This is a genomic window from Tardiphaga sp. 813_E8_N1_3, assembly GCF_051811025.1.
Classification (GTDB): domain Bacteria; phylum Pseudomonadota; class Alphaproteobacteria; order Rhizobiales; family Xanthobacteraceae; genus Tardiphaga.
On sequence record NZ_JBPWQE010000001.1, the window covers coordinates 5,250,605 to 5,268,263 of the forward strand.

Below are 17,659 nucleotides of genomic sequence, written 5' to 3' on the forward strand. Positions count from 1 at the left end.
CGGGTTCCCCATTTGCGTGGGACCACCTATGATCAGCGCGCGATTTGCGCGCAGGAGACCACGATGCAGCCAAATGAGACCCGGGATCTGCCGGCCAACAATGACGGCCTGTCGCGCTTTCTCGGCGGATCGCCGCTGGCTGTGCTCGGCCGGCTGATCCTGCTGTCGATCCTGGTCGGCGTCGTTCTCGCCGCCATCGGCTTCGATCCGTGGAACATTGTCACCAGCATCCGCCGCCTGTTCCAATGGGTCTATGATCTTGGCTTCGATGCCATCAATGGTCTGTGGCGCTACTTCCTGCTAGGTGCCGTGATCGTGGTGCCGATCTGGCTGATCATGCGATTGTTCAGCGCGCCACGCGGCCGCTGAGGCCTTTCAAAGTTACGGATAGCTGACGTTTGTCGACTGACGCCGCTACGCCATCGCAAGCGTTCCAGCCTGCCACCACCCGCGACATCTTTGCGATCGCGGGACCGGCGATGCTGGCCAATCTCACGACGCCTCTGCTGGGCATCGTCGCCACCATTGCCGTGGGCAGATTGGGCGATGCGACATTGCTCGGCGGCGTCGCGATGGCGTCGGTGCTGTTCGACTGCCTGTTCTGGCTGTTCGGCTTCCTGCGCATGGGCACGGTGGCGTTCACCGCGCAGGCGCTCGGCGCGAGCAACCAGCAAGAGCTGCGCGCGCTGCTGCCGCGCGGCTTCATCATCTCGGCCGTGATCGGCGGGCTACTGATCTTGCTGCAGGTGCCGCTCGCGGCCGGACTGCTGACCGCCATGGGCGGCGGCGACGGCGTCACCAGCGCAGCGCGCACTTACTTCACCATCCGCATCTGGTCGGCGCCCCTGGTGCTGGCGAATTTCGTCATCCTCGGCTGGCTGGTCGGCCAGGCCCGTGCCAGTCTTGCGCTGACGGTGCAAATCGCGATCAACGCGATCAACATGGTGGCGACGCTGCTGCTGGTTCTGGTGCTGGAGATGGGAATTGCGGGCGCCGCCTATGCCGCGATCATCGCCGAGCTCTCCGGCTTCGCGATTGGCACGCTGGTGGCCTGGCGCATCACGGGCGGCCGTATCACACAGCCATGGGCCGTGCTGCTGGAACGCGACAGGCTGATGCACATGATGGCCGTCAATCGTGACATCATGATCCGCACCGCCGCGCTGATCGCGGCGTTCCTGTTCTTCACGGCACAAGGTGCGCGGTCCGGCGACCTCACGCTCGCTGCCAATGCGGTGCTCAACAACTTCCTGATGATCAGCGCGTTCTTTCTTGACGGTCTCGCCAACGCTGCCGAACAGCTCTGCGGCCGCGCCTATGGCGCACGCAACCGCGTCGGATTCTCCAGCGCCGTGCGTCTCGTTGTCATCTGGGGTCTCAGCTTCGCCATCGTGCTCAGCGCGATCTACGCTCTCGGCGGATCGGTGCTGATCGATACCATGACCTCCAGTGTCGATGTTCGCCAGGTCGCGCGCGATTATCTCTGGCTGGTCGCACTGGCGCCGGTGCTCGGCGTCTTCGCCTTTGCCTATGACGGCGTCTTCATCGGCGCCACCTGGGCGCGCGACATGCGCAATCTGATGTTGCTGTCGCTGGTGTGTTTTCTGGCCGCGTGGCTTTTGCTGCGCCCGCTCGGCAATACCGGGCTCTGGCTGGCGCTGCTGGTGCACTATGTCGCCCGCGGCGGGCTGCAGGCGTTGCGCTACCCGGCGCTGCTGCGGCGATCGTTCGGGTAACTTCCGTAGCCCGGATGAGCGAAGCGATATCCGGGATCTTTCTTCGCCACATTCGCAACGGCCCCGGATCTCACTATGCTCATCCGGGCTATAGGCTCGTCTTCACCCCGGCCAATCTTCCGCAGTAATCGTCGCAGCATCCGCGCCGACGATTTCCGACAGCGAATCACGGCCGGTGCGCAGCAACGTCGAGGACAGATCGGCCTTGATGCTTTCGACGAGGCCGACGCCTTTATAGACCAGCGACGAATAGAGCTGGATCAAGCTGGCGCCGGCACGAATCTTGGTGAGCGCCGCGCCGCCGCTGTCGATGCCGCCAGCGCCGATCAGCGGAAATGCACCTTCGACACGTACGAAGGTCTCCGCCACCATGCGGGTGGACAGCCTGAACAAGGGCCGCCCGGACAATCCGCCCTGCTCTTTCGAGCGTGCCTGTTCGCGCAAGGTCGAGGGACGACCTATCGTGGTGTTCGCGACGATCATGCCGTCAACGCCGCGCGAGCGCGCGACATGGACGACATCGTCGAGGTCGGCGAGGCTGAGATCGGGCGCGATCTTCAGCAGCACCGGAGAATCTCCCGCATTCTTGCGGACGCGCTCACGCGCGTCGATGACCCGCGCCAGGAGATCGTCGAGCTCGGCGGCCTGCTGCAGATTGCGCAGGCCCGGCGTGTTCGGCGATGACACGTTGACGGTGAAATAGCTCGCCACCGGCGCAAAGGTCTCGATCAGCCGCACATAATCCTGCGTGCGATCGGGCGAATCCTTGTTGGCGCCGACATTGACGCCGACGATACCGCCATTCTGCGCACGTGCAGCCAGCCGACGCAGCACGACCTCCGCACCGTCATTGTTGAAGCCGAGCCGGTTGATGACCGCTTCGTCACGCTCCAGCCGAAAGATGCGCGGGCGTGGATTGCCGGATTGCGGCTTCGGCGTCACCGAGCCGATCTCGGCAAAGCCAAACCCGAGACGGAGCAACGCGTCCGGCACCTCGGCATTCTTGTCGAAGCCGGCGGCGATCCCCACCGGATTGGGGAAGTTCAGACCGAATGCACGGACTGCAAGTTTCGGATCATCCGGCCGCGGGCGGGCGTAAGGCAGCATGCGCAACCCGCGGATCGCGAGGCGGTGCGCGTCTTCGGCATCGAGCATGCGCAGCATCGGCAGGGAAAAGGCATCGAAAGCACGGATCACGATTTGAGCTCCGGAATGTCGTGGTTGCCGTCGGAGCGCGCACGCAGATCCATGACGGCCGTGACGGCGCCGAGATCGAGTTCGCCATAGAGATGCGGGAACAGGTCGCCGCCGCGGGATGGCTCCCAGCGCAGGTCGTCACCGAGTGCGTCTGCGTCCACAACGACCAGAAACAGGCCGGTCTGGCCGAAATAGTACTTCCGGAGCGTCTCGGGGAGCTGTGCCGCGGTCGAGAAGTGGATGAAGCCGTCCCTGGCATCGTCGGCGCTGCCGCGATAGGTGCCCTGACGCTCGGCCTCTCGCCAGCTCGAGGCCGGACAGATTTTATAGATGGTGCGCAACCGCCCAGACTTCCAATTTGGTTGAATCAGCTGTTTTTCGATGTGGTGCGGACGCCAGTCGCTCGATTCAGGCTGGAGTCGGCAGCCGACCGTATCGGCGGCACCCCTCCACTTCAAGGCTGCACATTTTTTTCAAATGCCTGTTGCGAAATCCGTGCATTCACGGCAATAATTCCTAGATTTCGCCACGATTCACCGCCCCGTAGAAATCCGGGCCAACGGACTGAAACCGATGATGCTCTCGCACGCCCAGATCTGGAACGCCCTCGACCGCCTCGCGGAACGCAACGGCATGTCAGCCTCCGGCCTTGCCAAGAAGGCGGGGCTCGACGCCACGACTTTCAACAAGTCCAAGCGCATCACCAATGACGGTCGCGAGCGCTGGCCATCGACGGAGTCGGTCTCGAAGGCGCTGACCGCGACCGGCGTGACCATCGACAGCTTCGTCGCGCTGATCGAAGGCACCAAGCGCATCGTGCAGTCGGTGCCGCTGCTTGGCTTCGCACAGGCCGGCCATGGCGGTTACTTCGACGACGCGGGTTTTCCCGCCGGCAGCAAGGGCTGGGATGAAGTCGGCCTGCCGTCGGTGAACGACGAGCACGCCTATGCGCTGAAGATCTCCGGCGACTCGATGAAACCCGCTTATCGCGACGGCGACATCATCGTCGTCTCGCCTGAAGCGCAGATCCGCAAAGGCGACCGCGTCGTGGTCAAGACCAAGGATGGCGAGGTGATGGCGAAGGAATTGAAGCGCCGAACCACGAAGATCATCGAACTGCAGTCACTCAATCCGAACCATGTCGACCGCAGCTTTCCGACCTCCGACATCGCCTGGATCGCGCGCATCGTCTGGGCGAGCCAGTAACCCAACGCACTCTGGACTGGCGTCCGGCCTCCGAATGATCTATGCGAGTTCCCCATCCGGAACTCGCAACCATCGGTGGAGCCATGAAAACCAGAACAATCGTTGCCGGCGCGATCGCGCTGGCCTTTGTCAGCGCAGGTTCTCTCGCACATGCGAAGCCGATGACCTGCGCGGTCGTCACGACGAAGCAGATCGAAGCGCTGTTCGACCGCTGGAATGCCTCGCTCGCAACGCTCGATCCCGCCAAGGTCACCGCCAACTACGCCCCCGACGCGGTGCTGCTGCCGACGGTGTCGAACACACCGCGCACCGACAGCGCCGGCATTCAGGATTACTTCGTCCACTTCCTGGAAAAGCACCCGCAGGGCAAGATCGACACGCGGACCGTCAAGATCGGCTGCAACATGGCATCCGACGTCGGCACCTACACCTTCACGCTGTCCGGCAAATCCCCCAGCGATACGCAAATCGTCAAGGCCCGCTACAGCTACGTCTATGTCTACCGCGACAAGAAATGGCTGATCGCGCATCACCATTCGTCGGCGATGCCGGAGCCTGTCACGCCGGCGGCAGCGACGGCAGCACCGAAATAGGCATCAAGAAAAAGGCGCGCTCCATCAGGAAGCGCGCCTTTGACGTTTCTTAGGGGTGTAAGCCTCAGGCTGAGCGCGCCAGCGCGCCGTCAATCATGTTGATCGCATTCTGCACGCCATAGACCGCGACGAAGGACCCGAAGCGCGGACCTTTCTCCTGGCCGAGCAGCACCTGGTACAGCATGTTGAACCAGTCGAGCGACACGCCGGGCCGGCCATCCTTGGCGAGCTTCTTGTGGTCGAGGAACGGCTCGCGGCGGCCGATCTCATAGACCGCGTTCTGGATATCTTCTGGCGTGGCCTCTGCCGGCAGTTGCGACAGCGCATCGCGCAGATCCTGCAACGCCACACGCTCGACATCGCTCGGCTCGCAGAACGTCTTGGTCGGCGCGACAAAGTCCCGATAGTAGTTGATGGCATAGCCAACCATCGCGTCGAGCCGCGGATGCGTCGCCGCGGAGACGCCCGGCCGATAACGCCGGATGAAGCCCCACAGGGTTTCGGCATTCTCGGCATTCGACGACGACACCAGTGTCAACAGCAGTTGGAACGTGACAGGCATATCCGCCACCGGCGGATCGCCGGCATGGATGTGCCAAGCCGGATTGGACAGGCGCTGCTTGGGATCCTGCTTCGCATAGCCTTCGACGAACTGCTGATACTCGTCGACATTGCGCGGGATCACGTCGAAGAACAGCCGCTTGGCCGCCTTCGGCTCGCGATACATGAACAGTGACAGCGATTCCGGCGACGCGTAGCGCAGCCATTCGTCGATGGTCAGGCCGTTGCCCTTCGACTTCGAAATCTTGCCGCCCTTGTCGTCGAGGAAGAGCTCATAGTTGAAGCCTTCCGGCGGCGTGCCGCCGAGCGCCGCGCAGATCTTGCCGGACAGCTTCACGGAGTCGATGAGATCCTTGCCAGCCATTTCATAGTCGATGCCGAGCGCAGCCCAGCGCATCGCCCAGTCGGCCTTCCACTGGCACTTCACAGCGCCGCCGGTGACCGGCGTCTCGACTTCCTCGCCCGTATCGGGATCGACATAGGTGATGGTGCCGGCAGCCACGTCGCGCCGGATCATCGGCACCTGCAGCACCACACCCGTTGTCTTGCTGATCGGCAGGAACGGCGAATAGGTCGCACGGCGATCCGGGCCCAGCGTCGGCAGGATGATGTCCATGACCTTGTCATAGACCGCGAGCATCTTCAGCAGTGTCGCGTCAAACCGCCCGGATGTGTAGTAGTCGGTCGACGAGGCGAACTCGTAGTCGAAGCCGAACTGATCCAGGAAGACGCGCAGCCGCGCGTTGTTGGCCGCGCCGAAAGACGGATATTCGTTCGAGAACGGATCCGGCACCCGCGTCAGCGGCTTGCCGAGATGCGCGGCGAGCATGTCCTTGTTCGGCACATTGTCCGGCACCTTGCGAAGACCGTCCATGTCGTCGGAGAAGGCAATCAGCCGGGTCTTGATCTTGTCCTCGGTGAGTACGCGAAAGGCATGGCGCACCATGGTGGTGCGCGCGACCTCGCCGAAGGTGCCGATATGCGGCAGGCCCGACGGACCGTAGCCGGTCTCGAACAGCACTTCATCTTTCGGCGTTTTCTTCAGACGCGCCACCAGGGCCTTCGCCTGCTCGAATGGCCAGGCGTTGGAATTCTCGGCGAGCGCGCGCAGATCGCTCGGGCTGATGGCAGGATTGGTCGTGGACATAGTCAAAGGGCCTCCGGGCCGCGGAACCTAGCGGCTCCGCACGAAAATGCCAAACCGCGAATTGAGAGATTTAGAAGGGGCTGACCGAGAAATAACGCAGCCACAAATCAGTGTAGCGGCCTTTCTCCCAGACCCGGAACAGGGCCCAGTTCAGCGCCTGGCGCAGCGTGTCGTTTCCTTTGCGGACGGCGATGCCGATGCCTTCGCCGAAAAAACGGCTCTCGATGAAAGGCCCGCCGCTGAAGGCGCAACAATCGGCGGAATCGCTGCCATTGATCCAGAAAGCGAACGAGATCGCATCACCGAAGATGAAATCGACCTCGCTGCGTTTCAGCGCCTGACGCAGCGCATCGTCGCTTGGGAAAGGCACCAGCACGGCATCGGTGAACATCGCCTTCAGATAGGCCTCATGGGTTGAGCCCGCGATCACGCCGACCTTCTTGCCTTCGAGATATTCCGGGCGGATCTCCGGCAACACCGCATTCTTGCGGGCCACGAAGCGCGCCGGCGCACGGTAATAGGGATCGGTGAAATCGACGCGGGCTCGGATCTGCGGTGTCACAGCCATGGAAGCAATGATGGCATCGCCACGGTTGCTGGAGATGGCATCGAGCAGCGTCTCGAAGCGGCGCATCTGCACGGTACAGGTGACCTTGATCTCCTCGCAGAGAAGACGCGCAAGATCGACATTGAAGCCCGCCGGATTGCCGTCGGGGCCGGTGAAGTTGAATGGCGGATAGTCGGTTTCGGTCAGGAAGCGGATCACGGTGATGCGCGACAGGTCCGGCCGGTCCGGACGGCGACGCGGATCCCAGAAGCCCGGCACGGCCTGCGGGCCGGGCTGGCTCGCGGCTGGAGCCGACGTCTGCGCGAAGCCGACCGTCGCCGAAAGCAGCGAGATCCACGCACCCAACAGAATGCCAAGGGTCAGCGCAGTTGCGCGACGCCATGCCAGAGGTATTTGGTTGCTGGAATTAACCATCTGTGGTTGCATATAGGTGCTTCCGGATCGCGGTCTTATAGACCATCCGGCGCGAGACGCGAGTAGCGTTTGTGGCGTGAGGGCGTTGCATGGGCGTGCAGCAATCTTTCCGGGTTCATGGGCCCCGCGCGTGGCGCCAGCCGGCTGGCGCGCTACGCCCGCCTCCCGCACCGGTCGGCAGGACGTCCTCCCTCCCCGTGCCGGACCCTGGCATCCGGTCAGACCGCGGCAAAAATCCGGCCAGCGAGCTCGACTGCCTGCGCGGCATACTCCCGGTCCCGCTTCTGCACGCCGCGGAGCGACGGAGCCGCGAGCTCAATCTGGGCGCCGATCAGATCCTGATACAATGGGGCGTCATCAGCGAAGAAAAGTATGTCGCGCATCTGGCTCGCCACCTTGGCATCGGCTTCGACGATCTCTCGACAGTCGGGCGCGCTCACTGCCCCCTGGCGGATGCTGACCTTCCGGGGATTGCAGAGTTCGGCATCCTGCCCCTCCAGGAGGATGACACACTCAACTGGGTCGTCGCACCGCGTGCCTTTACGGCACGACGCCTGACGCGTTTCTCCGCCACGTATCCATCACTGATCGCGCGCATTCGGCTGACCACGCGGCGTCACCTGCATCAATATCTGACCGAGCAAACCGGCGACGCGCTTTCGGATATCGCAACCGAAGGCCTGCTGCAGAAGCAACCTGCCATGTCGGCCAAATCGGTCATCGGCTGGCGCAAAGGATTGCAGCCGGCGATTCTGCTGCTGGTATGTGCGGTTCTCGCGCTTCTGTATCCGACGCTGGCGATGGATCTGATCGGCGGCCTGGCGGCGATCTGGTTTCTCGCCTTTTCACTTCTCAGGCTGACTTGCGTGCTGGTGCCGCCACAGCCGGAGCAACAGTTTCCGCCTTTGCGCGACGACCAATTGCCAATCTACTCCGTGGTCGTCGCGCTCTATCGCGAGGAAGCGTCCGTTCCGGGCCTGTTGCGATCCTTGCAAAGGCTCGACTATCCCTCCGAGAAACTCGATATCATTCTGGTGCTTGAGCCCGACGATCTGCGGACCCGCGCAGCCGTTGCCAGAGCCCAGCCGGGGCCGCAGGTTCAGGTCCTGATCGCACAGGCCAGGGATCCGAAGACCAAGCCGAAGGCGCTGAATGTTGCGCTTCCCTTCGTGCGCGGCAGCTTTCTGACGGTGTTCGACGCCGAAGACGATCCCGACCCCGACCAATTGCGCGCCGCGCTCGGCATGTTTCGCCAGCACAACGACGACGTCGCCTGCGTTCAGGCGGGACTGCATTTTGACAATCTGACGCACAGCCTGCTGTCGCGCATGGCGGCAGTCGAATATGCCGGGCTGTTCGCGGTCTTCCTGCCCGGACTGGTCGCATTGGGCATGCCGCTCCCCCTCGGCGGCACCTCCAATCATTTCCGCACGGACACCTTGCGCCGCATTGGCGGCTGGGATGCCTATAACGTCACGGAAGATGCCGACCTCGGGATCCGCCTGGCGCGGCTGGGCTATCGCTCGGTGACTATTCCATCGGTCACGCTTGAGGAAGCACCGATCGCGTTCGGCGCGTGGCTGCGACAACGCTCACGCTGGATGAAGGGCTGGATGCAGACCTGGGCCGTGCATATGCGCGATCCCCGAAAACTGTGGGACGAAGCCGGCGCGCGGGGATTCCTCGCACTCAACATCGTCTTCGGCGGCAATATCCTGACGTCGCTGGCCTTTACGGTGCTGGTCGCCAAACTGATCGCCTGCGTGCTGCTTGCCGATAGCACCCTGCTGTTTGGCGACCGGTTGTCGTCACTGCACATGCTGGCCATCGCCTGCGGCTTCATCGCGACCTGCGTCCTGGGCCTCACCGGCCTGATGCGCCGTGGCCGCCTGCGCGATGGCTGGATCCTGGCCCTGACGCCGATTTATTGGGGATGCCTCTCGATCGCGACCTGGCGCGCCCTGTGGCAATTCTGGACCCGGCGCCATCACTGGGAAAAGACCGAGCACGGCCTCGTGCACCGGGCCGGGACGATGGCAGCGAGCCGCGGGCGAGTTCAAAGATAGCGCTTGAGATCCGCGACGGCTTCTTCCGGCTTGCGCTTGATGTTGAACGGCGAGACGAAATTGCCGTCCTTGTCCATCAGATAAATCAGCGCGGTGTGATCCATCGTATAGTCGCCATCCTTGGTCGGCACCTTCTTGGCATAGACGCGGTAGCCGGAAATCACCTTCGCCACGGCATCGGGCGTGCCGGTCAATCCCTTCAGGTGCGGATCGAAACTCGTCAGGTAGTCCTTCATGATCGCCGCGGTATCGCGCTCGGGATCGACCGAGACGAAATAGGTATTGATGCGATCGGCATCCTTGCCCATTGCGCGCAGCACTTCCGACATTTCGAACAGCGATGTCGGGCAGATATCCGGGCAATGGGTGAAGCCGAAGAAGATCAGCGTCGGCTTGCCCTTGAGGCTCTGCTCGGTGACGGTCTGGCCGGACTGATCCGTGAGCTGGAACGAACCACCGATCGAGGCCGGTGCAGCGACATTGCGGAAACCGCCCGTCAGCCACAGCACGACCAGCAATCCCGCCGCGAGGCTGCCGGCGAAGGCAGCAATAATGACCAGCGGCCGGGTGGTTCGATCAGTCATGGAATGTCCCCTGAATTGCCCTTTGGCAGCCGATCACATGCAGGCGGCGATGCCGGTCTTGATCATCTCGAAAAATACGGCCGTGCCGTAATGTGCCCACAGCCCGATTGCGCCCACCAGCAGGAGCGCCACGAACGCCGCGGCCGATGCGACAATGACCGACGCAAGCCGTGACGGCCGCTCGGACGCGGGCATCGTGCTCTCGGGCGTCGATAAAGGCTGCACCATCAGACGATCTCAGAACGGCTAGGGCCCGAGATCATTCAAGAGCCCGCCATCCGGGTTCCAGATAGGCTGAGATGACGGCGCGGGCAAGCGCTCCCGGCGCCGCAGGGCATCACGTCATGCTGATGGAATAGAAATCAGATCGGCTCTAGAGCCTTATCGGTTCTGATTGCATCAGAACCGGGCTCTAGCTTTTTGTTTTGACGCGTTTTCTTGACGCGAACCGGTACCCACTTCGCTAGAAAACGCTCTAGCGCGCGCTGGAAGCGTGGGCGTCCATGTAACAGGGCTTGTACATGCCCATCAGCTGGCGGCCGCGCAGAAAGATCATCTGCGTCTTCAGCCCGCCGCGTTTGGAGATCCAGCGCCGGATTTGGGTCGGATACATCGAATACAGCATCTGGGTGGCTTCCGGATTGGTCACCGCACGACCATTGGCACCCATGTCCCAGGCCGCATGAAAGCCGAGATTGGCATTGGAGGTGACGCAGATCCGGTCACGCGGAACCGCGCCGAGCACGATCGTGCAGGCCGAGGCGCACAGGCCATCGATGATCACGGTTTCGCCGGAAGTGCGCAATCCCTGATACCTGTCGACATAGGTTCCGATCCGTCCGCCACGATCATCCGCGATCCGAACCACCGCGTGACTTGCCCCGACGCCCGCGAACAGCAAGACCGCCGCCAGCAAACCCGTAACGAACTTCATGTCCAGCCCCAAAACCTGTCGATCCCGAATCTGAGCGCCTTGGTGATGCAAGGCATGGTCAGCGTGTTGCCAGATCGTGGCTTTGTCCAGACGAGCATGACGCTTCCAATGCGATTCAAATCGAGTGTTGCGCGCGGGATGCACCTCGTTCCCTCGCGGTATCAATCTGAAACAGTGCCGCCCTTCGCGCGCAATTTCCGTTGACCAAAGTTCCCGCGCCGACTTCAATCTCCGTTAACAAGATGGGGGAAACAGTATGGCCGTTGATGCGGATGTCATCGTCGTCGGCGGCGGACTCGCGGGCCTCGTTGCGGCCACGGAAATTGCCGATGCCGGCAAGCGCGTTATCGTGGTCGATCAGGAAGGCGAGCAGAATCTCGGCGGGCAGGCATTCTGGTCGTTCGGCGGTTTGTTCTTCGTCAACTCGCCGGAACAACGACGACTTGGCATCAAAGACTCTTATGACCTGGCGATGCAGGACTGGCAGGGCACTGCCGGTTTCGATCGTGATGAGGACCTGTGGCCACGGCGCTGGGCCGAAGCCTATGTCGCTTTCGCCGCCGGCGAGAAACGCGATTGGCTGCGCGCCATGGGTCACCGCGTGTTTCCCGTGGTCGGCTGGGCCGAGCGCGGCGGTTACGACGCGATGGGCCACGGCAATTCGGTTCCGCGCTTTCATGTCACGTGGGGCACTGGCCCCGGCATCGTCGAGCCGTTCGAGCGGCGTGCGCGCGAGGCGCAGAAGAAAGGCCTGCTGAGCTTCAGGTTCCGCCACCGCGTCGATGCGCTCAGCGTCACCAACGGAACTGTCGACGGCGTGAGCGGCGCGGTTCTCGAACCATCCAACACAGAGCGCGGCGAAAGCAGCTCGCGCAACGTGATCGGCGACTTCTCGCTGCGCGCGCAAGCTGTGATCGTCGCCTCCGGCGGCATCGGCGGCAATCATGATCTGGTGCGGCAGAACTGGCCGAAGCGCCTCGGCGAGCCGCCGACGCGCATGATCTCCGGCGTGCCCGCCCATGTCGACGGCCGCATGATGGGCATCACGGAAGCCGCCGGCGCGCGGCTGATCAATCGCGATCGCATGTGGCACTATGTCGAGGGTATCGAGAACTGGAATCCGATCTGGCCTAAACACGGCATCCGCATCCTGCCCGGCCCGTCGTCGATGTGGTTCGACGCCACCGGCAAGCGGCTGCCGGCGCCGCTGTTTCCCGGCTCCGATACGCTCGGCCAGCTGCAATATATCCAGTCCACCGGCTATGATTATTCATGGTTCGTGCTGACGCAGGCGATCATCAAGAAAGAGTTTGCGCTCTCGGGCTCCGAGCAGAACCCTGACCTCACCGGCAAGAGCTGGCTGATGACCGCGCGCCGCGCCACCAACAAGGGCGCGCCGGCGCCGGTCGAAGCCTTCAAGGATCACGGCATCGACTTCGTGGTGCGCGACAATCTCGACGACCTCGTCAGCGCCATGAATGCGCTGACCGGCGACAATCTGCTGAAGCTCGATGAGATTCGGACGCAGATTGAGGCGCGTGACCGCACCATGGCCAATCCCTATGTCAAGGATGCGCAGGTGATGAACATCCACAATGCGCGCAAATATATCGGCGACCGCCTGATCCGGACCGCGAAGCCGCATCGCATTCTCGATCCCGCGCAGGGCCCGCTGATCGCCGTGCGGCTGAACATCCTGACACGCAAGACGCTGGGCGGCTTCGAGACCGATCTGGACTCGCGCGTATTCGGCAGCAACGGCCAGATCATGCCCGGCCTCTACGCAGTCGGCGAAGCCGCGGGCTTCGGCGGCGGCGGCATGCACGGCTATCGCTCGCTGGAAGGCACGTTTCTCGGCGGATGCCTGTTCACGGGGCGCACCGCGGGCCGCGCGGCGGCGAAGGCGGTGGGGTAAGAAGCACAAATGAGCTGCAGCACGGAGTCGGCAAAAACCACATATGGTAAGTTCGCGTGAACTAGCTTCCAAAAGGAGCTTCAGGCTTTCAAAACCCAACTAGCTCGTTTCTCTAAATTTCAGCGAAAATTCGTAGTTGAGCAGCTTAAGTCCTACCGTTCGTTTTGCCGCAGCCTTTATGCGATCCGGGAATTCGGCAGCAATCAAAAGCACTCTCACGTCCTCACCGCGTTCATCGGACAATGCCTGCGCGTAACCCAAAGCTTGCTCCATAGCACCGGGCGGACATTTACCGGCCTTGAGTTCAATTACTACAAGCTTTCGTTGAGTGTCCCGCGCGACAATATCGATGTATCCGGTTGCGACACTAACTTCCTTTCCGCCATCATCCTCTATCAATCCAGACTCGATATTTGCCAACTGCTTACGAACCGCGGCGTGCATTTCTTTCTCAAGCCTAAATGCCAATCCAGCAGCGTTGGCATTTGCCTCATCTTGAACCAGGTCCTCTTCCTTCGGATCAACCGGCGCTTCCTTAGCTAAGAAAAACTGTATGTACTTATTTACACTCGTTCGCGCTTGTGACGGGTAAGTATCGAACGGAGCACGCGTCTCCTTTGCAAGCCAAGCTAACATCTTATCGACGCCATCTTTTTGGAGAGCTTCGTCCAATCCCTCGATGAGAGGATCGCAACGATTGACATAAGAAACATAAGTATTGATCGCGCCAGTAGAGAGACCACTCGCTGCTAGATAACTTTTGAACTCATCTCTGCGGTATGTCATGCTTCCTGCTCCCCCTGTGTCTCACGTTCCTGACGCGCCGACGGCCATATTGTGAACGAGCCTAGTCGACCTCAAAGTCAGTCGCCACAGTAGTTCGGCCAGAATTCGACCCACTAGCGGCGAAAAGTCTGCGAAAATGTAAGTGGTCGGACGGCGGGGCGGGCTGCGGCGAAGGCGGTGGGGTGATCGTCTCGTCGATCACAGCCATCCGTTGCGCTTGAAGCGGGTATACAGGTAACCGCAGATCGCGGCGATGCCGCCCAGCACGACGTAATAGCCGTAAGCCCATTTCAGCTCCGGCATGTGTTCGAAATTCATGCCGTAGATTCCGGCAATCGCCGTCGGCACCGCCAGGATCGCCGCCCAGGCCGCAAGCCTGCGGGTAATTTCGGTTTGCTGCGACTGCCCTGACATCAGACTGGCTTCAAAGGCAAAGGCCAGCACTTCGCGCAGCGAGTCGATATCTTCTTCCGCGCGTTTGACGTGATCCAGCACATCGCGGAACAAAGGTTTCATTTCGTCGTCGATAAACAAAATGTCGATATGTTCGAGTCGGTGACAGACATCGACCAGCGGCCCGACCGCGCGACGCAGCCGCAGCAGCTCACGGCGCAGCTTGTAGAGCCGCTCGAATTCGGCCCGCGTCAGCATGCGGTGCAGGACACCATCCTCGAGCTCGTCGATCTCTGACAGGATGGATTCGATGACTGGACGATAATTGTCGACGATAAAATCGAGAATTGCGTAGAGGATGTAGTCTTCGCCGTGCGTCAGGTTGGTCGGGCAAGCCTCACATCGCTCGCGGACAGACGCATAGGACGTCGAAGCGCCATGGCGCACGGACACGACGTAGCCTTTACCTAAGAAGATATGCGTCTCGCCGAAAGCAACAGTCTGATCGACCAGCTGCGCCGTTCGCGCGACGATGAAGAGCGCTTCGCCATATTGCTCCACCTTGGGATGCTGATGCGACTTCAGCGCGTCCTCGATCGCGAGCGGATGCAAATCAAACTGCGCGCGCAGTTTCTCGAGCAGTTCAAGGGACGGTTCAAACAGTCCGATCCAGACGACATGGCCCGGCTTCTGCGCCCAGACGCCCGCCTCCTCGACGGGGATATCCGCAACACGGCGGCCATCGGCATAGACGCTGGAGGCGACAACACCGGGCACATTGCCGGGGGTTGCAGCTGAGAGAGGAAACGTCATTCAAGACCCTTGTGTTGTGCGAACAGCAACGGGCGCCTTTGAAGAACGGCGGGAATGCCAAACCGTTCAATCGCCATGCGGCACCGATCATCTGGAATGAATGACGGGGCTGGAGCGGACGGAGGGAATCGAACCCTCGTATGCAGCTTGGGAAGCTGCCGTTCTACCATTGAACTACGCCCGCATCGTCGCGCCATCTGATCTAGCCGAGACGGGCCGATCCGCCAAGCGGATTGATGGCAGCCGGTTACAGTTTCCTTGCGCTGCACACTCGGCCGCGCCCTTCGAAAGGTGATCGCTCAAAAGATTCCAGATGACGGTTTCAATTCGCCTGCTAACATCGCCTTCGGGATGGCTGGGCACGGATACACAACCTTCGACACGTCGGTGGGCCGATGCGGTATCGCATGGGGCGATGCCGGCATTGTTGGCGTGCAGTTGCCGGAAGCGCGCGAGATCGAAACCCGGCGCCGCCTGCTGCAGCAATTTCCCGATGCACGCGAATTCCGGCCGCCCGCCGATGTCAACTATGCCATCGAGGGCATCGTTGCGCTGCTGCGCGGCCAGTCCGTCGACCTCGTCGATGTCCCCGTCGATATGTACGGCCTGCCGCTGTTCAATGGCCGCGTCTATGAGGCGATCCGGATGATCCCGCGTGGCGAAACCCGCACCCATGCAGAGATCGCAGCAAAGCTCGGCGCCAGCGGCGCAGTCTATTCAGTCGGCCAGGCCGTCGCCCGCAATCCGTTTGCGATCCTCGTACCATGCCACCGTGCACTGGCCGTTGCGGGCCAGACCAGCGGCTTTGCCGGCAATGGCGGCATCATCACCAAATCGCGGCTGCTCTCGATCGAGGGCGCGCTGGCCGGCCGGACGACCACCCTGTTCGATGCCCTGCTGTCGGTTGCCCCACCGCGCCCGCAGGGCTAAATTCAGCCCATGCAGGCAACAACACTGTTCCAGAGCAACGCGATCACCGTCACGGACTATCGCTGTACGGCGGGTCCGGACGACCAGCCGTTTTCCGAACAGCACGCCGGCCATTCGCTCTCCTATGTTCGCAAGGGCAGTTTCGGCTGTCGCTGCCGCGGGCAATCGCACGAACTCATCGCCGGCGCGCTGCTGATCGGACACCCCGGCGACGAATATACCTGCCATCACGAGCATCACGGCTCTGGCGACGAGTGCCTTTCATTCTCCTTCGCGCCTGAGCTGATCGATACCGTCGGCGACGCCAGGGACATCTGGCAGCAGGGCGCCATCGCGCCACGCGCCGAATTGATGGTGCTCGGCGAACTCGCGCAGGCAAGTGCCGGTGCCCATAGCGATCTCGGGCTCGATGAGATCGGCTATGCCTTCGCCGCGCGCTTTGTCGACGTCGTCTCGGGCGAGCCGCGCAGACGTGTGACCGGCAATGCACGGGATCGCCGGCGCGCGGTCGAGGCCGCGCTGTGGATCGACGCCCATGCCAGCGACGAGATCGATCTCGATGCAACCGCCCGTCAGGTTGGACTGAGCCCGTTCCATTTCCTGCGCCTGTTCAGGAATGTGCTCGGCGTGACGCCGCACCAGTATCTGGTGCGGGCCCGGCTGCGGCGGGCCGCAAACCTGCTGGCGGAGAAAGACCGCGCGATTACCGACATCGCCTTCGATGTCGGATTCGGCGACCTCTCGAATTTCGTGCGCAGCTTCCATCGCGCTGCCGGCGTCTCGCCCCGTGCATTTCGACAGGCTTCCCGCGGCGACCGCAAGATTTTCCAAGAACGGCTCGCCGTCCACTGAGTAGCTTGCCGTCCTGATCAACCGGGAGGCACAGCATGGCATCGATTCACAAAGAGATTTTCCTCGGCGCATCGGCAGACGATGTCTGGTCCGCACTGGCCGACTTCGGCGCGCTGCACACCCGGCTGGTGCCGGGCTTCGTCACTGACACAAAGCTAGACGGCGACGCGCGTATCGTGACGTTTGCCAATGGGTCCGTCGCCCGCGAAAGACTGGTCGATTGCGACCACGACCGACGGCGCCTCGTCTATGCCATCGTCAGCGAACGGATCAGCCAGCACAGTGCATCAGCGCAGGTATTTGCTGATGGCGATGCGCGCTGCCGGTTCATCTGGATCGCGGACGTGCTGCCGAACGAGATCGCGCCCTATATGAGCAGCCAGATGGATCTGGGCCTCGCAGCGATGCAGAAGCAATTCGGGAAAGTGGCGGCATGACAGCCTCTTTCCTCGATGCGCTCAAAGCCTATGGCCCTGCCCCGGATCGCATCGGCCAGATGGATCTCTATGGCTGGCTGATCGGCGGCTGGGAGCTCGATGTGGTCAGGTATATGCCGGACGGCGGAGAGCGCCGGCGCAAGGGCGAATGGCATTTCGGCTGGGTGTTGGAAGGCCGTGCCATCCAGGATGTCTGGATCGTGCCGCCGCGCGGCCAGTTGCGCGACGGCGACGCCGCAGCGAATGCCTACTCGTATGGAAGCACGCTGCGGATCTACGACCCACGTATCGATGCGTGGCAGATCCAGTGGACCGACCCGGTGATGCAGAATTTTCTCACCATGACCGGCCGCAAACAGGGCAACGACATCGTCCAGCTCGGCCGCGATAACGACGGCCGCCCGATCCGCTGGAGCTTCTCGCAAATCACGCCGCGCTCGTTTCTGTGGCGCGGCGAGACCTCGCATGACGACGGCGCGACGTGGCGGCGCGATGTGGAATTTTCCGCGACGCGCGTCGGCTAGAAA

General features: G+C 62.1%; 19 protein-coding genes and 1 tRNA gene. 10 read left to right on the forward strand and 10 right to left on the reverse strand.

The features are described from left to right. Positions 1 to 63: 63 nt before the first annotated feature. Both AB8A33_RS24865 and AB8A33_RS24870 read left to right on the forward strand, forming a co-directional pair. Complete coding sequence (locus AB8A33_RS24865; RefSeq protein ID WP_439095209.1) at positions 64 to 369, forward strand: DUF6460 domain-containing protein; 306 nt, start codon at positions 64 to 66, stop codon at positions 367 to 369. A gap of 110 nt (positions 370 to 479) precedes the next feature. Beyond that, positions 480 to 1,736, forward strand: coding sequence for an MATE family efflux transporter (locus AB8A33_RS24870; RefSeq protein ID WP_439096044.1), 1,257 nt, complete (start codon positions 480 to 482; stop codon positions 1,734 to 1,736). A gap of 102 nt (positions 1,737 to 1,838) precedes the next feature. Here the strand turns inward: AB8A33_RS24870 and AB8A33_RS24875 are convergent, their stop codons facing one another. Together AB8A33_RS24875 and AB8A33_RS24880 are read right to left on the reverse strand one after the other, a co-directional pair. Further along, complete coding sequence (locus AB8A33_RS24875) at positions 1,839 to 2,933, reverse strand: quinone-dependent dihydroorotate dehydrogenase (protein ID WP_439095210.1); 1,095 nt, start codon at positions 2,931 to 2,933, stop codon at positions 1,839 to 1,841. Next, positions 2,930 to 3,274 (reverse strand): DUF952 domain-containing protein, encoded by a 345-nt coding sequence (locus tag AB8A33_RS24880; protein WP_439095212.1) that lies wholly within the window; start codon positions 3,272 to 3,274, stop codon positions 2,930 to 2,932. The genes AB8A33_RS24875 and AB8A33_RS24880 overlap by 4 nt, the downstream gene beginning before the upstream one ends. A 235-nt stretch (positions 3,275 to 3,509) precedes the next feature. Between AB8A33_RS24880 and AB8A33_RS24885 the strand changes: the two genes are divergently transcribed. After that, a complete protein-coding gene (locus tag AB8A33_RS24885; RefSeq protein WP_439096046.1) occupies positions 3,510 to 4,139 on the forward strand; it encodes a S24 family peptidase in 630 nt (209 codons plus the stop codon). Positions 4,140 to 4,222: 83 nt separating this feature from the next. Continuing rightward, positions 4,223 to 4,732: an SgcJ/EcaC family oxidoreductase gene (locus AB8A33_RS24890; RefSeq protein ID WP_439095214.1), complete on the forward strand. Its 510-nt coding sequence runs from the start codon at positions 4,223 to 4,225 to the stop codon at positions 4,730 to 4,732. Between the two features lie 64 nt (positions 4,733 to 4,796). Here the strand turns inward: AB8A33_RS24890 and AB8A33_RS24895 are convergent, their stop codons facing one another. Both AB8A33_RS24895 and AB8A33_RS24900 read right to left on the reverse strand, forming a co-directional pair. Then, positions 4,797 to 6,440 carry a lysine--tRNA ligase gene (locus AB8A33_RS24895; RefSeq protein ID WP_439095216.1) on the reverse strand — a complete coding sequence of 548 codons (1,644 nt, stop codon included), beginning with the start codon at positions 6,438 to 6,440 and terminating at the stop codon, positions 4,797 to 4,799. Positions 6,441 to 6,510: 70 nt separating this feature from the next. Then, positions 6,511 to 7,422, reverse strand: a complete 912-nt coding sequence (locus tag AB8A33_RS24900) for a transporter substrate-binding domain-containing protein (RefSeq protein WP_439095217.1) — start codon at positions 7,420 to 7,422, stop codon at positions 6,511 to 6,513. A gap of 197 nt (positions 7,423 to 7,619) precedes the next feature. Between AB8A33_RS24900 and AB8A33_RS24905 the strand changes: the two genes are divergently transcribed. Further along, positions 7,620 to 9,488, forward strand: coding sequence for a glycosyltransferase (locus AB8A33_RS24905; protein WP_439095219.1), 1,869 nt, complete (start codon positions 7,620 to 7,622; stop codon positions 9,486 to 9,488). Here AB8A33_RS24905 and AB8A33_RS24910 read toward each other — a convergent pair. The 3 genes from AB8A33_RS24910 to AB8A33_RS24920 all read right to left on the reverse strand — a co-directional run bounded on the left by AB8A33_RS24910 (position 9,479) and on the right by AB8A33_RS24920 (position 11,006). Continuing rightward, entirely contained in the window at positions 9,479 to 10,072 is a 594-nt protein-coding gene (locus AB8A33_RS24910; protein ID WP_439095221.1) for an SCO family protein, read from the reverse strand. The genes AB8A33_RS24905 and AB8A33_RS24910 overlap by 10 nt on opposite strands. A gap of 33 nt (positions 10,073 to 10,105) precedes the next feature. After that, positions 10,106 to 10,267: a hypothetical protein gene (locus AB8A33_RS24915; RefSeq protein WP_439095223.1), complete on the reverse strand. Its 162-nt coding sequence runs from the start codon at positions 10,265 to 10,267 to the stop codon at positions 10,106 to 10,108. 280 nt (positions 10,268 to 10,547) lie between these two features. Then, on the reverse strand, positions 10,548 to 11,006 hold the full coding sequence (locus AB8A33_RS24920) for a hypothetical protein (protein WP_089266785.1): 459 nt from the start codon (positions 11,004 to 11,006) through the stop codon (positions 10,548 to 10,550). Between the two features lie 256 nt (positions 11,007 to 11,262). On the opposite strand from AB8A33_RS24920, the gene AB8A33_RS24925 reads away from it, so the two are divergent. Beyond that, positions 11,263 to 12,921, forward strand: coding sequence for an FAD-binding dehydrogenase (locus AB8A33_RS24925; RefSeq protein ID WP_439095225.1), 1,659 nt, complete (start codon positions 11,263 to 11,265; stop codon positions 12,919 to 12,921). Positions 12,922 to 13,020: 99 nt separating this feature from the next. Here AB8A33_RS24925 and AB8A33_RS24930 read toward each other — a convergent pair whose 3' ends face one another. From AB8A33_RS24930 to AB8A33_RS24940, 3 genes are all read right to left on the reverse strand, one after another. Continuing rightward, a complete protein-coding gene (locus tag AB8A33_RS24930) occupies positions 13,021 to 13,707 on the reverse strand; it encodes an endonuclease NucS domain-containing protein (RefSeq protein WP_439079047.1) in 687 nt (228 codons plus the stop codon). 198 nt (positions 13,708 to 13,905) lie between these two features. After that, positions 13,906 to 14,913: a magnesium/cobalt transporter CorA gene (gene corA / locus AB8A33_RS24935; RefSeq protein ID WP_439095227.1), complete on the reverse strand. Its 1,008-nt coding sequence runs from the start codon at positions 14,911 to 14,913 to the stop codon at positions 13,906 to 13,908. Between the two features lie 110 nt (positions 14,914 to 15,023). Then, a tRNA-Gly gene (locus AB8A33_RS24940) sits at positions 15,024 to 15,097 on the reverse strand. Positions 15,098 to 15,264: 167 nt separating this feature from the next. On the opposite strand from AB8A33_RS24940, the gene AB8A33_RS24945 reads away from it, so the two are divergent. From AB8A33_RS24945 to AB8A33_RS24960, 4 genes are read left to right on the forward strand one after another with little or no spacing between them, the layout of a single operon-like run. Beyond that, positions 15,265 to 15,843, forward strand: a complete 579-nt coding sequence (locus AB8A33_RS24945) for a methylated-DNA--[protein]-cysteine S-methyltransferase (RefSeq protein WP_439095229.1) — start codon at positions 15,265 to 15,267, stop codon at positions 15,841 to 15,843. Between the two features lie 9 nt (positions 15,844 to 15,852). Beyond that, complete coding sequence (locus tag AB8A33_RS24950; RefSeq protein WP_439095231.1) at positions 15,853 to 16,695, forward strand: helix-turn-helix domain-containing protein; 843 nt, start codon at positions 15,853 to 15,855, stop codon at positions 16,693 to 16,695. Positions 16,696 to 16,730: 35 nt separating this feature from the next. Beyond that, the gene (locus AB8A33_RS24955) at positions 16,731 to 17,132 is read left to right on the forward strand and encodes an SRPBCC family protein (protein WP_439095232.1); all 402 of its coding nucleotides are present in this window, start codon (positions 16,731 to 16,733) and stop codon (positions 17,130 to 17,132) included. Beyond that, entirely contained in the window at positions 17,129 to 17,656 is a 528-nt protein-coding gene (locus AB8A33_RS24960) for a hypothetical protein (RefSeq protein ID WP_439095234.1), read from the forward strand. Before AB8A33_RS24955 ends, AB8A33_RS24960 begins: the two co-directional genes overlap by 4 nt. Positions 17,657 to 17,659: the final 3 nt, after the last annotated feature.